The organism is Escherichia sp. F1, assembly GCF_046764225.1.
Classification (GTDB): Bacteria; Pseudomonadota; Gammaproteobacteria; order Enterobacterales; family Enterobacteriaceae; genus Escherichia; species Escherichia coli.
Genome location: NZ_CP177202.1, coordinates 4,084,856 through 4,099,745, shown reverse-complemented (window position 1 = coordinate 4,099,745; position 14,890 = coordinate 4,084,856). Strand labels below are relative to the sequence as shown.

15 protein-coding genes and 1 pseudogene are annotated in these 14,890 nt (G+C 52.8%); 10 read left to right on the top strand and 6 right to left on the bottom strand.

Going from position 1 to position 14,890, the window contains the following annotated elements; all coding sequences use genetic code 11:
• Positions 1-21 precede the first annotated feature (21 nt).
• Entirely contained in the window at positions 22-1,536 is a 1,515-nt protein-coding gene (caiT, locus tag ACK8NJ_RS19660) for an L-carnitine/gamma-butyrobetaine antiporter (protein WP_000787103.1), read from the bottom strand.
• A 472-nt stretch (positions 1,537-2,008) separates the two neighbouring features.
• On the opposite strand from caiT, the gene ACK8NJ_RS19655 reads away from it, so the two are divergent.
• The 10 genes and pseudogenes from ACK8NJ_RS19655 (at position 2,009) to ACK8NJ_RS19610 (ending at position 10,546) form a co-directional block, all read left to right on the top strand.
• Positions 2,009-2,779 (top strand): electron transfer flavoprotein, encoded by a 771-nt coding sequence (locus ACK8NJ_RS19655; protein ID WP_411961887.1) that lies wholly within the window; start codon positions 2,009-2,011, stop codon positions 2,777-2,779.
• Between the two features lie 14 nt (positions 2,780-2,793).
• Positions 2,794-3,735, top strand: a complete 942-nt coding sequence (locus ACK8NJ_RS19650) for an electron transfer flavoprotein subunit alpha/FixB family protein (RefSeq protein ID WP_001091480.1) — start codon at positions 2,794-2,796, stop codon at positions 3,733-3,735.
• A 50-nt stretch (positions 3,736-3,785) separates the two neighbouring features.
• Complete coding sequence (locus tag ACK8NJ_RS19645; protein WP_001287739.1) at positions 3,786-5,072, top strand: FAD-dependent oxidoreductase; 1,287 nt, start codon at positions 3,786-3,788, stop codon at positions 5,070-5,072.
• Positions 5,069-5,356, top strand: coding sequence for a ferredoxin-like protein FixX (gene fixX / locus ACK8NJ_RS19640; RefSeq protein ID WP_000203741.1), 288 nt, complete (start codon positions 5,069-5,071; stop codon positions 5,354-5,356). The genes ACK8NJ_RS19645 and fixX overlap by 4 nt, the downstream gene beginning before the upstream one ends.
• 58 nt (positions 5,357-5,414) lie before the next feature.
• Positions 5,415-6,746 carry an MFS transporter gene (locus ACK8NJ_RS19635; protein ID WP_001183198.1) on the top strand — a complete coding sequence of 444 codons (1,332 nt, stop codon included), beginning with the start codon at positions 5,415-5,417 and terminating at the stop codon, positions 6,744-6,746.
• 107 nt (positions 6,747-6,853) lie between these two features.
• Positions 6,854-7,384, top strand: a complete 531-nt coding sequence (gene kefF, locus ACK8NJ_RS19630; protein WP_000600725.1) for a glutathione-regulated potassium-efflux system oxidoreductase KefF — start codon at positions 6,854-6,856, stop codon at positions 7,382-7,384.
• A complete protein-coding gene (kefC, locus tag ACK8NJ_RS19625; protein WP_000377113.1) occupies positions 7,377-9,239 on the top strand; it encodes a glutathione-regulated potassium-efflux system protein KefC in 1,863 nt (620 codons plus the stop codon). The genes kefF and kefC overlap by 8 nt, the downstream gene beginning before the upstream one ends.
• 191 nt (positions 9,240-9,430) lie before the next feature.
• Positions 9,431-9,910 carry a type 3 dihydrofolate reductase gene (gene folA, locus ACK8NJ_RS19620; protein ID WP_000624375.1) on the top strand — a complete coding sequence of 160 codons (480 nt, stop codon included), beginning with the start codon at positions 9,431-9,433 and terminating at the stop codon, positions 9,908-9,910.
• Between the two features lie 85 nt (positions 9,911-9,995).
• Complete coding sequence (locus tag ACK8NJ_RS19615) at positions 9,996-10,229, top strand: type II toxin-antitoxin system CcdA family antitoxin (RefSeq protein ID WP_000125566.1); 234 nt, start codon at positions 9,996-9,998, stop codon at positions 10,227-10,229.
• Between the two features lie 2 nt (positions 10,230-10,231).
• Positions 10,232-10,546, top strand: a pseudogene (locus tag ACK8NJ_RS19610) (CcdB family protein).
• On the opposite strand, the gene apaH reads toward ACK8NJ_RS19610, so the two are convergent.
• The 5 genes from apaH to surA are packed head-to-tail and all read right to left on the bottom strand — an operon-like array spanning position 10,543 to position 14,871.
• On the bottom strand, positions 10,543-11,391 hold the full coding sequence (gene apaH / locus ACK8NJ_RS19605) for a bis(5'-nucleosyl)-tetraphosphatase (symmetrical) ApaH (RefSeq protein ID WP_000257196.1): 849 nt from the start codon (positions 11,389-11,391) through the stop codon (positions 10,543-10,545). The pseudogene ACK8NJ_RS19610 and the gene apaH overlap by 4 nt on opposite strands.
• A gap of 6 nt (positions 11,392-11,397) precedes the next feature.
• Positions 11,398-11,775, bottom strand: a complete 378-nt coding sequence (gene apaG / locus ACK8NJ_RS19600; RefSeq protein WP_000610901.1) for a Co2+/Mg2+ efflux protein ApaG — start codon at positions 11,773-11,775, stop codon at positions 11,398-11,400.
• A gap of 2 nt (positions 11,776-11,777) precedes the next feature.
• Positions 11,778-12,599: a 16S rRNA (adenine(1518)-N(6)/adenine(1519)-N(6))-dimethyltransferase RsmA gene (rsmA, locus tag ACK8NJ_RS19595; RefSeq protein ID WP_001065361.1), complete on the bottom strand. Its 822-nt coding sequence runs from the start codon at positions 12,597-12,599 to the stop codon at positions 11,778-11,780.
• Complete coding sequence (gene pdxA / locus ACK8NJ_RS19590; RefSeq protein WP_000241280.1) at positions 12,596-13,585, bottom strand: 4-hydroxythreonine-4-phosphate dehydrogenase PdxA; 990 nt, start codon at positions 13,583-13,585, stop codon at positions 12,596-12,598. Before pdxA ends, rsmA begins: the two co-directional genes overlap by 4 nt.
• Positions 13,585-14,871: a peptidylprolyl isomerase SurA gene (gene surA, locus ACK8NJ_RS19585; RefSeq protein WP_000800470.1), complete on the bottom strand. Its 1,287-nt coding sequence runs from the start codon at positions 14,869-14,871 to the stop codon at positions 13,585-13,587. Before surA ends, pdxA begins: the two co-directional genes overlap by 1 nt.
• Between the last annotated feature and the right edge of the window lie 19 nt (positions 14,872-14,890).

The window sequence follows — 14,890 nt, the reverse complement described above, 5'->3', positions numbered from 1 at the left end:
TCTTGATATTTTGGGGGTTAATTAATCTTTCCAGTTCTGTTTCGCGTCTTTAATAAAGGAGAGCGTCACCATAATGTTGACGAAGAACAGCGGGCATCCTCCGGCGATAATGGCGGTTTGAATCGGTTTCAGGCCGCCGAGCGCCAGCAGAACAATACCGATAATGCCAACCAGAATTGACCAGCCGATACGCACCAGCAGCGGTGGTTCTTCACCATCGCGTACTTCGCGGCAAGTGGACATCGCCAGGGTATAAGAGCAGGCGTTAACCAGCGTAACGGTGGCAATAAAGCAGAGGATGAAGAAGCCCCACATGGTGGCGGTGCTGAGTGGCAGAGCGGCCCAGGTTTCAATGATGGCGCGCGCCACACCGTACTGTTCGATCAGATTTGGAATGTTGATGATGTTTTTATCTATCAACAGCAGAGTGTTACTACCGAGTACAGTCCACAGGATCCAGGTTGACGCTGTCAGCCCCAGCACCATGCCGAAGCACAGTTCACGCACGGTACGACCACGGGAGATGCGGGCGAGGAAGATACTCATCTGGATAGCGTAAATCACCCACCATGCCCAGTAGAACACGGTCCAGCCCTGCGGGAAGCCGCCTTTAGCGATGGGATCGGTATAGAACAACATGCGCGGCAGATACATCAGCAACATCCCCACCGAATCGGTGAAGTAGTTCATGATGAAGCTGGCACCGCTGACAATGAACACCCAACCCAGCATCAGGAAGCTCAGGTAACTACGCACGTCACTGGCGATACGTACCCCTTTTTGCAGACCGCAGGCGACGCAAATGGCGTTGAGGATAATCCAGCAGGTAATGATGATAGCGTCCAGTTGCAGGGTATGCGGAATGCCAAACAACCATTGCATACACTCGGTCACCAGCGGCGTGGCAAGGCCCAGACTGGTACCCATCGCGAAGATCAAGGCGACGAGATAGAAGTTGTCGACGATGGTACCGAACAACCCTTTGGCGTGTTTTTCACCCACCAGCGGCACCAGGGTGGAGCTGGGGCGAATCACTTCCATTTTGCGGACAAAGAAGAAGTAAGCGAAGGCGACAGAAAGGAAGCTATAAGTGGCCCACGGCAGAGGTCCCCAGTGGAACAAGCTGTAAGCCAGCCCTAACTCTTTCGCCCCTGTCGAGTTCGGTTCTAAGCCAAACGGCGGGGTGGAGATGTAGTAGTAGATCTCAATCGATCCCCAGAACAGTACGGCAGCAGACGTACAGGAGGCGAACATCATAAAGATCCAACTGGCGGTACTAAATTCAGGTGGTTCGTTACCTAAACGCTTTTTGGCATACGGGCCAAACACCAGCCAGAACCAACCGAAAAGCATCACTACCATATACCATTCAAATGCCCATCCCCATACATTGGTGACGTAACTGAATACAGCATTAATAACGACATTCGCTGCATCCAGATCTCTGACTGTAAGCCAACAAAGTATGCCGACGATTATTAATGGCGGAAAGAAAACCTTCGGTTCTATTCCCGTTTTTCTCTTTTCATTCTTCATGAGTTAATTCCACTGTGAAAACGAATATTTATTTTGCGTTCCCGTTTGTTTTATTTTTGTTAACATTTAATATAATTATTATTAACCTCGTGGACGCGTTAATGGCTAACTCATAATGGGTATTCAATTGGCTGCGTTCTGTGATGTTAGTCACAGTTTTTTATCGGGTAAAAACAGAGCGTCTTTGTGTAAATATTTATTGTTTATCAATGTGATAAGTTTGATTGTGAGTAAAAAAATAGCATCTGACTTTCAATATTGGTGATCCATAAAGCAATATTGAAAATTTCTTTTTGCTACGCCATGTTTTCAATATTGGTGAGGGACTTAACAATATTGAAAGTTGGATTTATCTGCGTGTGACATTTTCAATATTGGTGATTAAAGTTTTATTTCCAAATTAAAGGGCGTGATATCTGTAATTAACACCACCGATATGAACGACGTTTCCTTCATGATTTCTGGAGATGCAATGAAGATTATTACTTGCTATAAGTGCGTGCCTGATGAACAGGATATTGCGGTCAATAATACTGATGGTTCGTTAGACTTCAGTAAAGCCGATGCCAAAATAAGCCAATACGATCTCAACGCTATTGAAGCGGCTTGCCAGCTAAAGCAACAGGCAGCAGAGGGGCAGGTGACGGCCTTAAGTGTGGGCGGTAAAGCCCTGACCAACGCCAAAGGGCGTAAAGATGTGCTATCGCGCGGTCCGGATGAACTGATTGTGGTGATTGATGACCAGTTCGAGCAGGCACTGCCGCAACAAACGGCGAGCGCACTGGCTGCAGCCGCCCAGAAAGCAGGCTTTGATTTGATCCTCTGTGGCGATGGTTCTTCCGACCTTTATGCCCAGCAGGTTGGTTTGCTGGTAGGCGAAATCCTTAATATTCCGGCAGTTAACGGCGTCAGCAAAATTATCTCCCTGACGGCAGATACCCTCACCGTTGAGCGCGAACTGGAAGATGAAACAGAAACCTTAAGCATTCCGCTGCCTGCGGTTGTTGCTGTTTCCACTGATATCAACTCCCCACAAATTCCTTCGATGAAAGCCATTCTCGGCGCGGCGAAAAAGCCCGTCCAGGTATGGTCGGCGGCGGATATCGGTTTTAACGCAGAGGCAGCCTGGTCAGAACAACAGGTTGCCGCGCCGAAACAGCGCGAGCGTCAGCGCATCGTGATTGAAGGCGACGGCGAAGAACAGATCGCCGCATTTGCTGAAAATCTTCGCAAAGTCATTTAATTACAGGGGATGCTATGAACACGTTTTCTCAAGTCTGGGTATTCAGCGATACCCCTTCTCGTCTGCCGGAACTGATGAACGGTGCGCAGGCTTTAGCTAATCAAATCAATGCCTTTGTCCTCAATGATGCCGACGGCGCACAGGCAATCCAGCTAGGCGCTAATCATGTCTGGAAATTAAACGGCAAACCGGACGATCGGATGATCGAAGATTACGCCGGTGTCATGGCTGACACTATTCGCCAGCACGGCGCAGACGGTCTGGTGCTGCTGCCAAACACCCGTCGCGGCAAATTACTGGCGGCAAAACTGGGTTATCGCCTTAAAGCGGCGGTGTCTAACGATGCCAGCACCGTCAGCGTACAGGACGGTAAAGCGACAGTGAAACACATGGTTTACGGCGGTCTGGCGATTGGCGAAGAACGCATTGCCACGCCGTATGCGGTACTGACCATCAGCAGCGGCACGTTTGATGCGGCTCAGCCAGACGCGTCACGCACTGGCGAAACGCACACCGTGGAGTGGCAGGCTCCGGCTGTGGCGATTACCCGCACGGCAACCCAGGCGCGCCAGAGCAACAGCGTCGATCTCGACAAAGCCCGTCTGGTGGTCAGCGTCGGTCGCGGCATTGGCAGCAAAGAGAACATTGCGCTGGCAGAACAGCTTTGTAAGGCGATAGGTGCGGAGTTGGCCTGTTCTCGTCCGGTGGCAGAAAACGAAAAATGGATGGAGCACGAACGCTATGTCGGTATCTCCAACCTGATGCTGAAACCTGAACTGTACCTGGCGGTGGGGATCTCCGGGCAGATCCAGCACATGGTTGGCGCTAACGCGTCGCAAACCATTTTCGCCATCAACAAAGATAAAAATGCGCCGATCTTCCAGTACGCGGATTACGGCATTGTTGGCGACGCCGTGAAGATCCTTCCGGCACTGACCGCAGCTTTAGCGCGTTGATCCACTCTGGCAGGGCTGCATTTTGGCCCTGCCGCTGACAGGGAGCTCTTATGTCCGAAGATATCTTTGACGCCATCATCGTCGGTGCTGGGCTTGCCGGTTCGGTTGCCGCACTGGTGCTCGCCCGCGAAGGGGCGCAAGTGTTAGTTATCGAGCGTGGCAATTCCGCAGGTGCCAAGAACGTTACTGGCGGGCGTCTCTATGCCCACAGTCTGGAACACATTATTCCAGGTTTCGCCGAATCCGCCCCCGTAGAACGCCTGATCACCCATGAAAAACTCGCGTTTATGACGGAAAAGTCAGCGATGACTATGGACTACTGCAACGGTGACGAAACCTCGCCATCCCAGCGTTCTTACTCCGTTTTGCGCAGTAAATTTGATGCCTGGTTGATGGAGCAGGCCGAAGAAGCGGGCGCGCAGTTAATTACCGGGATTCGTGTCGATAACCTCGTACAGCGCGATGGCAAAGTTGTCGGTGTAGAAGCCGATGGCGATGTGATTGAAGCGAAAACGGTGATCCTTGCTGATGGGGTGAACTCCATCCTTGCCGAAAAGTTGGGGATGGCAAAACGCGTCAAACCGACGGATGTGGCGGTTGGCGTGAAGGAACTGATCGAGTTACCGAAGTCGGTAATCGAAGACCGTTTTCAGTTGCAGGGTAATCAGGGCGCGGCTTGCCTGTTTGCGGGTTCCCCCACCGATGGCCTGATGGGCGGCGGCTTCCTTTATACCAATGAAAATACCCTGTCGCTGGGGCTGGTTTGTGGTTTGCATCATCTGCATGACGCGAAAAAATCGGTGCCGCAAATGCTGGAAGATTTCAAACAACATCCGGCCGTTGCACCGCTGATCGCGGGCGGCAAGCTGGTGGAATATTCCGCTCACGTAGTGCCGGAAGCAGGTATCAACATGCTGCCGGAGCTGGTCGGTGACGGCGTATTGATTGCCGGTGATGCCGCCGGAATGTGTATGAACCTCGGTTTTACCATTCGCGGTATGGATCTGGCGATTGCCGCCGGGGAAGCCGCAGCAAAAACCGTGCTTTCAGCGATGAAAAGCGACGATTTCAGTAAGCAAAAACTGGCGGAATATCGTCAGCATCTTGAGAGTGGCCCGCTGCGCGATATGCGTATGTACCAGAAACTACCGGCGTTCCTTGATAACCCACGGATGTTTAGCGGCTACCCGGAACTGGCGGTGGGCGTGGCGCGTGACCTGTTCACCATTGACGGCAGTGCGCCGGAACTGATGCGCAAGAAAATCCTCCGCCACGGCAAGAAAGTGGGCTTCATCAATCTGATCAAGGATGGCATGAAAGGAGTGACCGTTTTATGACTTCTCCCGTCAATGTGGATGTCAAACTGGGCGTCAATAAATTCAATGTCGATGAAGAGCATCCGCACATTGTTGTGAAGGCCGATGCCGATAAACAGGCGCTGGAGCTGCTGGTGAAAGCGTGCCCCGCAGGTCTGTACAAGAAGCAGGATGACGGCAGTGTGCGCTTCGATTACGCCGGATGTCTGGAGTGCGGCACCTGTCGCATTCTGGGGCTGGGGTCGGCGCTGGAACAGTGGGAATACCCGCGCGGCACCTTTGGTGTGGAGTTCCGTTACGGCTGATGTTGGTTTGATACGTAACGCCGTACTGACTCTCATTGCAAAAAAACAGGAATAACCCATGCAACCGTCCAGAAACTTTGACGATCTTAAATTCTCTTCTATTCACCGCCGCATTTTGCTGTGGGGAAGCGGTGGTCCGTTTCTGGATGGTTATGTACTGGTAATGATTGGCGTGGCGCTGGAGCAACTGACTCCGGCGCTGAAACTGGACGCTGACTGGATTGGCTTGCTGGGCGCGGGAACGCTCGCCGGGCTGTTCGTTGGCACATCGCTGTTTGGCTATATCTCCGATAAAGTCGGACGGCGCAAAATGTTCCTCATCGATATCATCGCCATCGGCGTGATATCGGTGGCGACGATGTTTGTCTCATCCCCCGTCGAACTGTTAGTGATGCGGGTACTCATCGGCATTGTCATCGGTGCAGATTATCCCATCGCCACTTCGATGATCACTGAGTTCTCCAGTACCCGTCAGCGGGCGTTTTCCATCAGCTTTATTGCCGCGATGTGGTATGTCGGCGCGACCTGCGCCGATCTGGTCGGTTACTGGCTTTATGATGTGGAAGGTGGTTGGCGCTGGATGCTGGGTAGCGCAGCGATCCCCTGTTTGTTGATTTTGATTGGTCGATTCGAACTGCCTGAATCTCCCCGCTGGTTGTTACGCAAAGGGCGAGTAAAAGAGTGCGAAGAGATGATGATCAAACTGTTTGGCGAACCGGTGGCTTTCGATGAAGAGCAGCCGCAGCAAACCCGTTTTCGCGATCTGTTTAATCGCCGCCATTTTCCTTTTGTTCTGTTTGTTGCCGCCATCTGGACCTGCCAGGTGATCCCGATGTTCGCCATCTACACCTTTGGCCCGCAAATCGTTGGTTTGTTGGGATTGGGTGTTGGCAAAAACGCGGCACTGGGGAACGTGGTGATTAGCCTGTTCTTTATGCTCGGCTGTATTCCACCGATGCTGTGGTTAAACACTGCCGGACGGCGTCCATTGTTGATTGGCAGCTTTGCCATGATGACGCTGGCGCTGGCGGTTTTGGGGCTGATCCCGGATATGGGGATCTGGCTGGTAGTGATGGCATTTGCGGTGTATGCCTTTTTCTCTGGCGGGCCGGGTAATTTGCAGTGGCTCTATCCTAATGAGCTCTTCCCGACGGATATCCGCGCCTCTGCCGTGGGCGTGATTATGTCCTTAAGCCGTATTGGCACTATTGTTTCGACCTGGGCACTGCCGATCTTTATCAATAATTACGGTATCAGTAACACGATGTTAATGGGGGCGGGTATCTCGCTGTTTGGCTTGTTGATTTCCGTAGCGTTTGCCCCGGAGACTCGAGGGATGTCACTGGCGCAGACCAGCAATATGACGATCCGTGGGCAGAGAATGGGATAATTTGTTCAGATTTCTCTCTTTTCTGAATCAATATTATTGACTATAAGCCGCGTGAATATATGACTACACTTTGTGGGAAAACAAAGGCGTAATCACGCGGGCTACCTATGATTCTTATAATTTATGCGCATCCGTATCCGCATCATTCCCATGCGAATAAACGGATGCTTGAACAGGCAAGGACGCTGGAAGGCGTCGAAATTCGCTCTCTTTATCAACTCTATCCTGACTTCAATATCGATATTGCCGCCGAGCAGGAGGCGCTGTCTCGCGCCGATCTGATCGTCTGGCAGCACCCGATGCAGTGGTACAGCATTCCACCGCTCCTCAAACTTTGGATCGATAAAGTCTTCTCGCACGGCTGGGCTTACGGTCACGGCGGCACGGCGCTGCATGGCAAACATTTACTGTGGGCGGTGACGACCGGCGGTGGGGAAAGCCATTTTGAGATTGGTGCGCATCCGGGCTTTGATGTGCTGTCACAGCCGCTACAGGCGACGGCAATCTACTGCGGGCTGAACTGGCTGCCACCGTTTGCCATGCACTGCACCTTTATTTGTGACGACGAAACCCTCGAAGGGCAGGCGCGTCACTATAAGCAACGTCTGCTGGAATGGCAGGAGGCACATCATGGATAGCCATACGCTGATTCAGGCGCTGATTTATCTCGGTTCGGCGGCGCTGATTGTACCCATTGCGGTACGTCTTGGTCTGGGATCGGTACTTGGCTACCTGATCGCTGGCTGCATTATTGGCCCGTGGGGGCTGCGACTGGTGACCGATGCCGAATCTATTCTGCACTTTGCCGAGATTGGCGTGGTGCTGATGCTGTTTATTATCGGCCTCGAACTCGATCCACAAAGGCTGTGGAAGCTGCGTGCGGCGGTGTTCGGCGGTGGTGCATTGCAGATGGTGATTTGCGGCGGCCTGCTGGGGCTGTTCTGCATGTTACTTGGGCTGCGCTGGCAGGTCGCGGAACTGATCGGCATGACGCTGGCGCTCTCCTCTACGGCGATTGCCATGCAGGCGATGAATGAACGCAATCTGATGGTGACGCAAATGGGCCGCAGTGCCTTTGCGGTGCTGCTGTTCCAGGATATCGCGGCGATCCCATTGGTGGCGATGATCCCGCTACTGGCGGCGAGCAGTGCCTCAACGACGATGGGCGCATTTGCTCTCTCGGCGTTAAAAGTGGCGGGCGCGCTGGTGCTGGTGGTATTGCTGGGGCGCTATGTCACGCGTCCGGCGCTGCGTTTTGTTGCCCGCTCTGGCTTGCGGGAAGTGTTTAGTGCCGTGGCTTTATTCCTCGTGTTTGGCTTTGGTTTGCTGCTGGAAGAGGTTGGCTTGTCGATGGCGATGGGCGCGTTTCTGGCGGGCGTACTGCTGGCAAGCTCGGAATATCGTCATGCGCTGGAAAGCGATATCGAGCCATTTAAAGGTTTGCTGTTGGGGCTGTTTTTCATCGGTGTTGGCATGTCGATAGACTTTGGCACGCTGATTGAAAACCCATTGCGCATTGTCATTTTGCTGCTCGGTTTCCTCATCATCAAAATCGCCATGCTGTGGCTGATTGCCCGACCGTTGCAGGTGCCAAATAAACAGCGTCGCTGGTTTGCGGTGCTGTTAGGGCAGGGCAGTGAGTTTGCCTTTGTGGTATTTGGTGCGGCGCAGATGGCGAATGTGCTGGAGCCGGAGTGGGCGAAATCGCTGACCCTGGCGGTGGCGCTGTCGATGGCGGCAACGCCGATTCTGCTGGTGATCCTCAATCGCCTTGAGCAATCTTCTAGTGAAGAGGCGCGTGAAGCCGATGAGATCGACGAAGAACAGCCGCGGGTAATCATCGCCGGATTCGGTCGTTTTGGGCAGATCACCGGACGTTTACTGCTCTCCAGCGGGGTGAAAATGGTGGTGCTCGATCACGATCCGGACCATATCGAAACCTTGCGTAAATTTGGTATGAAAGTGTTTTATGGCGATGCCACGCGGATGGATTTACTGGAATCTGCGGGAGCGGCGAAAGCGGAAGTGCTGATTAACGCCATCGACGATCCGCAAACCAACCTGCAACTGACGGAGATGGTGAAAGAACATTTCCCGCATTTGCAGATTATTGCCCGCGCCCGCGATGTCGACCACTACATTCGTTTGCGTCAGGCAGGCGTTGAAAAGCCGGAGCGTGAAACCTTCGAAGGTGCGCTGAAAACCGGGCGTCTGGCACTGGAAAGTTTAGGTCTGGGGCCGTATGAAGCGCGAGAACGTGCCGATGTGTTCCGCCGCTTTAATATTCAGATGGTGGAAGAGATGGCAATGGTTGAGAACGACACCAAAGCCCGCGCGGCGGTCTATAAACGCACCAGCGCGATGTTAAGTGAGATCATTACCGAGGACCGCGAACATCTGTCATTAATTCAACGACATGGCTGGCAGGGAACAGAAGAAGGTAAACATACCGGCAACATGGCGGATGAACCGGAAACAAAACCCTCATCCTAATAAAGAGTGACGTAAATCACACTTTACAGCTAACTGTTTGTTTTTGTTTCATTGTAATGCGGCGAGTCCAGGGAGAGAGCGTGGACTCGCCAGCAGAATATAAAATTTTCCTCAACATCATCCTCGCACCAGTCGACGACGGTTTACGCTTTACGTATAGTGGCGACAATTTTTTTTATCGGGAAATCTCAATGATCAGTCTGATTGCGGCGTTAGCGGTAGATCGCGTTATCGGCATGGAAAACGCCATGCCGTGGAACCTGCCTGCCGATCTCGCCTGGTTTAAACGCAACACTTTAAATAAACCCGTAATTATGGGCCGCCATACCTGGGAATCCATCGGTCGTCCGCTGCCAGGACGCAAAAATATTATCCTCAGCAGTCAACCGGGTACTGACGATCGCGTTACGTGGGTGAAATCGGTGGATGAAGCCATTGCGGCGTGTGGTGACGTACCAGAAATCATGGTGATTGGCGGTGGTCGCGTTTATGAGCAGTTCCTGCCCAAAGCGCAAAAACTGTATCTGACGCATATCGACGCAGAAGTGGAAGGCGACACCCATTTCCCGGATTACGAGCCGGATGACTGGGAATCGGTATTCAGCGAATTCCACGACGCTGATGCGCAGAACTCTCATAGCTATTGCTTTGAGATTCTGGAGCGGCGGTAAGTTTGTATATTAGAATTCCGGCATCACTGATACGTGCAGATATCCGTGTTTACTAGACGTATAAATTGTACAGGAGCACGATATCATGACTGCAAAACGTACCACACAAAGTGTGACCGTCACCGTCGACCGTGAGTTAGTCAATCGCGCTCGTGATGCAGGCTTAAATATGAGCGCCACCCTTACGGTTGCGCTCAATGCTGAACTTAAAAAACATGCAGCAACACGTTGGCGTGAAGAGAACGCAGAAGCTATCGCTGCGTTAAATCAATTGGCTGATGAAACCGGATGTTTCTCTGATGAGTACCGGAGCTTCTAGCGATGCAATTTACGGTATACCGCAGTCGCGGCAGGAACGCCGCGTTTCCCTTTGTTATCGATGTTACCAGCGACATTATTGGTGAGATTAATCGCCGTATTGTTATTCCATTAACACCTATTGAACGATTTATCCGTATTCGCCCTCCAGAACGGCTTAACACAATCCTTTTACTGGTAGACGGCAAAGAATATGTGCTCATGACGCATGAGACTGCAACTGTTCCAGTTAACGCGCTGGGAACGAAATTTTGAGATGCCAGCGCGCACCGAACGTTGATTAAAGGGGCATTAGATTTTATGCTCGACGGGATTTAAGACGCGACCGCCTCTCCTTCGCCCATATCCTTATGCCGGTTCGACGGCTGGACAAAATACTGTTTATCTTCCCAGCGCAGGCAGGTTAATGTACCACCCCAGCAGCAGCCAGTATCCAGCGCGTAAATACCTTCCGGCGTACCTTTGCCTTCCAGCGATGCCCAGTGACCAAAGGCGATGCTGTATTCTTCAGCGACAGGGCCAGGAATCGCAAACCACGGTTTCAGTGGGGCAGGGGCTTCTTCTGGCGATTCTTTGCTGTACATATCCAGTTGCCCGTTCGGGAAGCAAAAACGCATCCGGGTAAAGGCGTTGGTGATAAACCGCAGTCTTCCTAGCCCCCGCAATTCCGGTGACCAGTTATTTGGCATATCGCCGTACATGGCGTCAAGAAAGAAGGGATAGGAGTCACTCGACAGCACCGCTTCTACATCGCGCGCGCACTCTTTGGCGGTCTGCAGATCCCACTGTGGCGTGATCCCGGCGTGGGCCATCACCAGCTTTTTCTCTTCGTCGATTTGCAGCAGAGGCTGGCGACGCAGCCAGTTAAGCAGCTCGTCGGCATCCGGCGCTTCCAGCAGCGGTGTCAGGCGATCTTTCGGTTTATTGCGGCTTATCCCGGCAAATACCGCCAGCAGATGCAGATCGTGATTGCCCAGCACCAGACGTACGCTGTCGCCTAAGGATTTCACATAGCGCAGAACATCCAGCGAACCGGGGCCGCGCGCGACCAGATCGCCCGTCAGCCAGAGGGTATCTTTCCCAGGGGTAAATTCTACTTTATGCAGCAATGCGATCAGTTCATCGTAACAACCATGAACGTCGCCAATAAGGTATGTCGCCATATTCTTTTAATGAATGAGTGTGGGAACGGCGAGTCGGAATACGGGAATGTCGATGCTGAAAGGGACGCCATTTTCATCGATCATTTCGTAGTGACCCTGCATGGTGCCCAGCGGGGTTTCAATGATTGCACCGCTGGTGTACTGGTACTCTTCGCCAGGTGCGATAAGTGGCTGGACGCCAACCACTCCTTCGCCCTGGACTTCGGTTTCACGGCCATTGCCATTGGTGATCAGCCAGTAACGCCCCAACAACTGCACTGGCGCTCGCCCCAGATTGCGTATGGTTACGGTATAAGCAAAAACGTAACGTTCATTATCAGGTGAAGATTGTGCCTCAATGTAGACGCTTTGAACCTGAATACACACTCGGGGCGAATTGATCATCGTTAACTCTCCTGCAAAGGCGCGTTCTCCGCCAGATAGTTCGCCATCTGGCAATATTGCGCGACAGAGATATTTTCCGCTCGCATCGCCGGGTCGATCCCCATTCCTGTTAACACCTCGACGCTAAACAGGTTGCCGAGGCTGTTACGAATGGTTTTACGACGCTGGTTAAAGGCTTCGGTGGTGATGCGGCTCAACACGCGAACATCTTTAACCGGGTGAGGCATCGTTGCATGAGGAACCAGGCGCACGACGGCGGAATCCACTTTGGGTGGTGGTGTAAAGGCTGACGGCGGTACTTCCAGCACTGGGATCACGTTGCAATAGTATTGCGCCATGACGCTTAATCGACCATACGCTTTGCTGTTCGGTCCTGCAACCAGACGATTCACCACCTCTTTTTGCAACATAAAGTGCATGTCGGCAATGGCATCAGTATAGCTAAACAGATGGAACATCAACGGCGTGGAGATGTTATAAGGCAGGTTGCCGAAAACACGCAGCGGCTGACCCATTTTCTCGGCCAGTTCACCAAAGTTAAAGGTCATCGCATCCTGCTGATAAATAGTCAGTTTCGGGCCTAAGAATGGATGCGTTTGCAGACGTGCCGCCAGATCGCGGTCAAGTTCGATGACCGTGAGCTTATCCAGACGTTCGCCGACCGGTTCGGTCAATGCCGCCAGACCGGGGCCGATTTCGACCATCGCCTGGCCCTTCTGCGGGTTAATGGCAGAAACAATGCTGTCGATCACGAACTGATCGTTGAGAAAGTTTTGCCCGAAGCGTTTACGGGCTAAGTGGCCCTGGTGGACTCGATTATTCATTGGGTGTTAACAATCATTTTGATGGCGAGATTAAGCGCCGTAATAAAACTGCCGACATCGGCTTTGCCACGTCCCGCCAGTTCAAGCGCGGTGCCGTGGTCCACTGATGTGCGAATAAAGGGCAGGCCCAGCGTAATGTTCACACCGCGCCCGAAGCCCTGGTATTTTAGCACGGGAAGACCCTGATCGTGGTACATCGCCAGCACCGCGTCGGCGTTATCGAGATATTTCGGCTGAAACAGGGTATCGGCAGGCAGCGGCCCGTTGAGTTTCATCCCCTGCGCCCGCAGTTCGTCGAGGACGGGAATGATGGTGTCTATCTCTTCCGTACCCATATGACCGCCTTCGCCCGCGTGCGGATTCAGCCCGCAGACCAGAATACGCGGTTCGGCAATACCAAATTTGGTCCGCAAATCGTGATGCAAAATAGCAATCACTTCGTGCAAAAGCGCAGGGGTGATAGCATCTGCGATATCGCGCAGCGGTAAATGCGTCGTTGCCAGCGCCACGCGAAGTTCTTCGGTTGCCAGCATCATTACCACTTTTTTCGCCTGCGAACGCTCTTCGAAAAACTCGGTATGACCGGTAAACGGAATGCCTGCGTCGTTAATGACGCCTTTATGCACGGGGCCTGTGATCAGCGCAGCAAATTCACCGTTCAGACAGCCATCACACGCTCGCGCCAGCGTTTCCACCACATAATGCCCATTTTCAACCGCTAACTGCCCCGCAGTGACAGATTCACGTAGCGCGACAGGAAGTAGCGTTAATGTGCCCGCAGTTTGCGGTTGTGCAGGGGAGTTGGGGGAATAAGGGCGGAGGGTGAGCGGCAAACCGAGCATCGCTGCCCGGTTGGTAAGGAGAGTGGCATCGGCACAAACAACCAGTTCGACCGGCCACTCACGCTGTGCAAGCTGGACAACTAAGTCCGGGCCAATCCCGGCGGGCTCGCCGGGAGTGATCACAACACGTTGGGTTTTAACCATTAGTTGCTCAGGATTTTAACGTAGGCGCTGGCACGTTGTTCCTGCATCCAGCTTGCTGCTTCTTCCGAGAACTTACGGTTCATCAGCATGCGGTACGCACGATCTTTCTGTGCCGCGTCGGTTTTATCGACATTACGGGTATCCAGCAGTTCGATTAAATGCCAGCCGAATGAAGAGTGAACCGGTGCACTCATTTGACCTTTGTTCAGGCGGGTCAGGGCGTCACGGAAGGCCGGATCGAAAATATCTGGTGTAGCCCAGCCGAGATCACCGCCCTGGTTAGCAGAGCCTGGATCCTGAGAGAACTCTTTCGCTGCGGCAGCAAAAGTCGTTTTACCACTCTTGATATCGGCAGCAATCTGTTCCAGTTTCACGCGGGCCTGTTCGTCAGTCATGATCGGCGACGGTTTCAGCAGAATATGGCGAGCATGAACTTCGGTCACCGAGATATTTTTGCTTTCGCCGCGCAGGTCGTTAACTTTCAGAATATGGAAGCCAACGCCGGAACGAATTGGGCCAACAATGTCGCCTTTCTTCGCGGTGCTTAATGCCTGGGCGAAGATCCCCGGCAACTCCTGAATACGGCCCCAGCCCATCTGGCCGCCGTTCAGTGCCTGCTGGTCGGCAGAATGAGCAATCGCCAGCTTACCGAAATCAGCGCCGTTACGCGCCTGATCGACAATGGCACGCGCCTGGCTTTCCGCTTCGTTCACTTGATCAGAAGTCGGGTTTTCCGGCAGCGGGATCAGGATGTGGCTCAGGTTCAGCTCAGTGCTGGCGTCGTTTTGGTTACTCACCTGCTGCGCCAGGGATTCGACTTCCTGCGGCAGAATGGTGATGCGACGACGCACCTCGTTGTTACGCACTTCAGAGATAATCATCTCTTTGCGGATCTGGTTACGATAGGTGTTGTAGTTCAGACCATCGTAAGCCAGACGGCTGCGCATCTGATCCAGCGTCATGTTGTTCTGTTTCGCGATGTTAGCAATCGCCTGATCCAGCTGCTCATCGGAGATTTTCACTCCCATTTTCTGCCCCATCTGCAGGATGATTTGATCCATGATCAAACGTTCCATGATTTGGTGGCGCAGCGTCGCGTCATCAGGAAGTTGCTGCCTTGCCTGAGCAGCGTTCAGTTTTACCGACTGCATTAATCCATCAACGTCGCTTTCCAGCACGACGCCGTTATTGACGACGGCTGCGACTTTATCGACTACCTGGGGGGCAGCGAAACTGGTATTCGCGATCATGGCGATACCGAGAAGCAGCGTTTTCCAGTTCTTCATACTTTTTCCATTTCAATTA

Bases quoted from the DNA above. Each gene is read 5' to 3' on its own strand.
- caiT (WP_000787103.1), bottom strand. From the start codon at position 1,536: ATGAAGAATGAAAAGAGAAAAACGGGAATAGAACCGAAGGTTTTCTTT.
- ACK8NJ_RS19655 (WP_411961887.1), top strand. From the start codon at position 2,009: ATGAAGATTATTACTTGCTATAAGTGCGTGCCTGATGAACAGGATATT.
- ACK8NJ_RS19650 (WP_001091480.1), top strand. From the start codon at position 2,794: ATGAACACGTTTTCTCAAGTCTGGGTATTCAGCGATACCCCTTCTCGT.
- ACK8NJ_RS19645 (WP_001287739.1), top strand. From the start codon at position 3,786: ATGTCCGAAGATATCTTTGACGCCATCATCGTCGGTGCTGGGCTTGCC.
- fixX (WP_000203741.1), top strand. From the start codon at position 5,069: ATGACTTCTCCCGTCAATGTGGATGTCAAACTGGGCGTCAATAAATTC.
- ACK8NJ_RS19635 (WP_001183198.1), top strand. From the start codon at position 5,415: ATGCAACCGTCCAGAAACTTTGACGATCTTAAATTCTCTTCTATTCAC.
- kefF (WP_000600725.1), top strand. From the start codon at position 6,854: ATGATTCTTATAATTTATGCGCATCCGTATCCGCATCATTCCCATGCG.
- kefC (WP_000377113.1), top strand. From the start codon at position 7,377: ATGGATAGCCATACGCTGATTCAGGCGCTGATTTATCTCGGTTCGGCG.
- folA (WP_000624375.1), top strand. From the start codon at position 9,431: ATGATCAGTCTGATTGCGGCGTTAGCGGTAGATCGCGTTATCGGCATG.
- ACK8NJ_RS19615 (WP_000125566.1), top strand. From the start codon at position 9,996: ATGACTGCAAAACGTACCACACAAAGTGTGACCGTCACCGTCGACCGT.
- apaH (WP_000257196.1), bottom strand. From the start codon at position 11,391: ATGGCGACATACCTTATTGGCGACGTTCATGGTTGTTACGATGAACTG.
- apaG (WP_000610901.1), bottom strand. From the start codon at position 11,775: ATGATCAATTCGCCCCGAGTGTGTATTCAGGTTCAAAGCGTCTACATT.
- rsmA (WP_001065361.1), bottom strand. From the start codon at position 12,599: ATGAATAATCGAGTCCACCAGGGCCACTTAGCCCGTAAACGCTTCGGG.
- pdxA (WP_000241280.1), bottom strand. From the start codon at position 13,585: ATGGTTAAAACCCAACGTGTTGTGATCACTCCCGGCGAGCCCGCCGGG.
- surA (WP_000800470.1), bottom strand. From the start codon at position 14,871: ATGAAGAACTGGAAAACGCTGCTTCTCGGTATCGCCATGATCGCGAAT.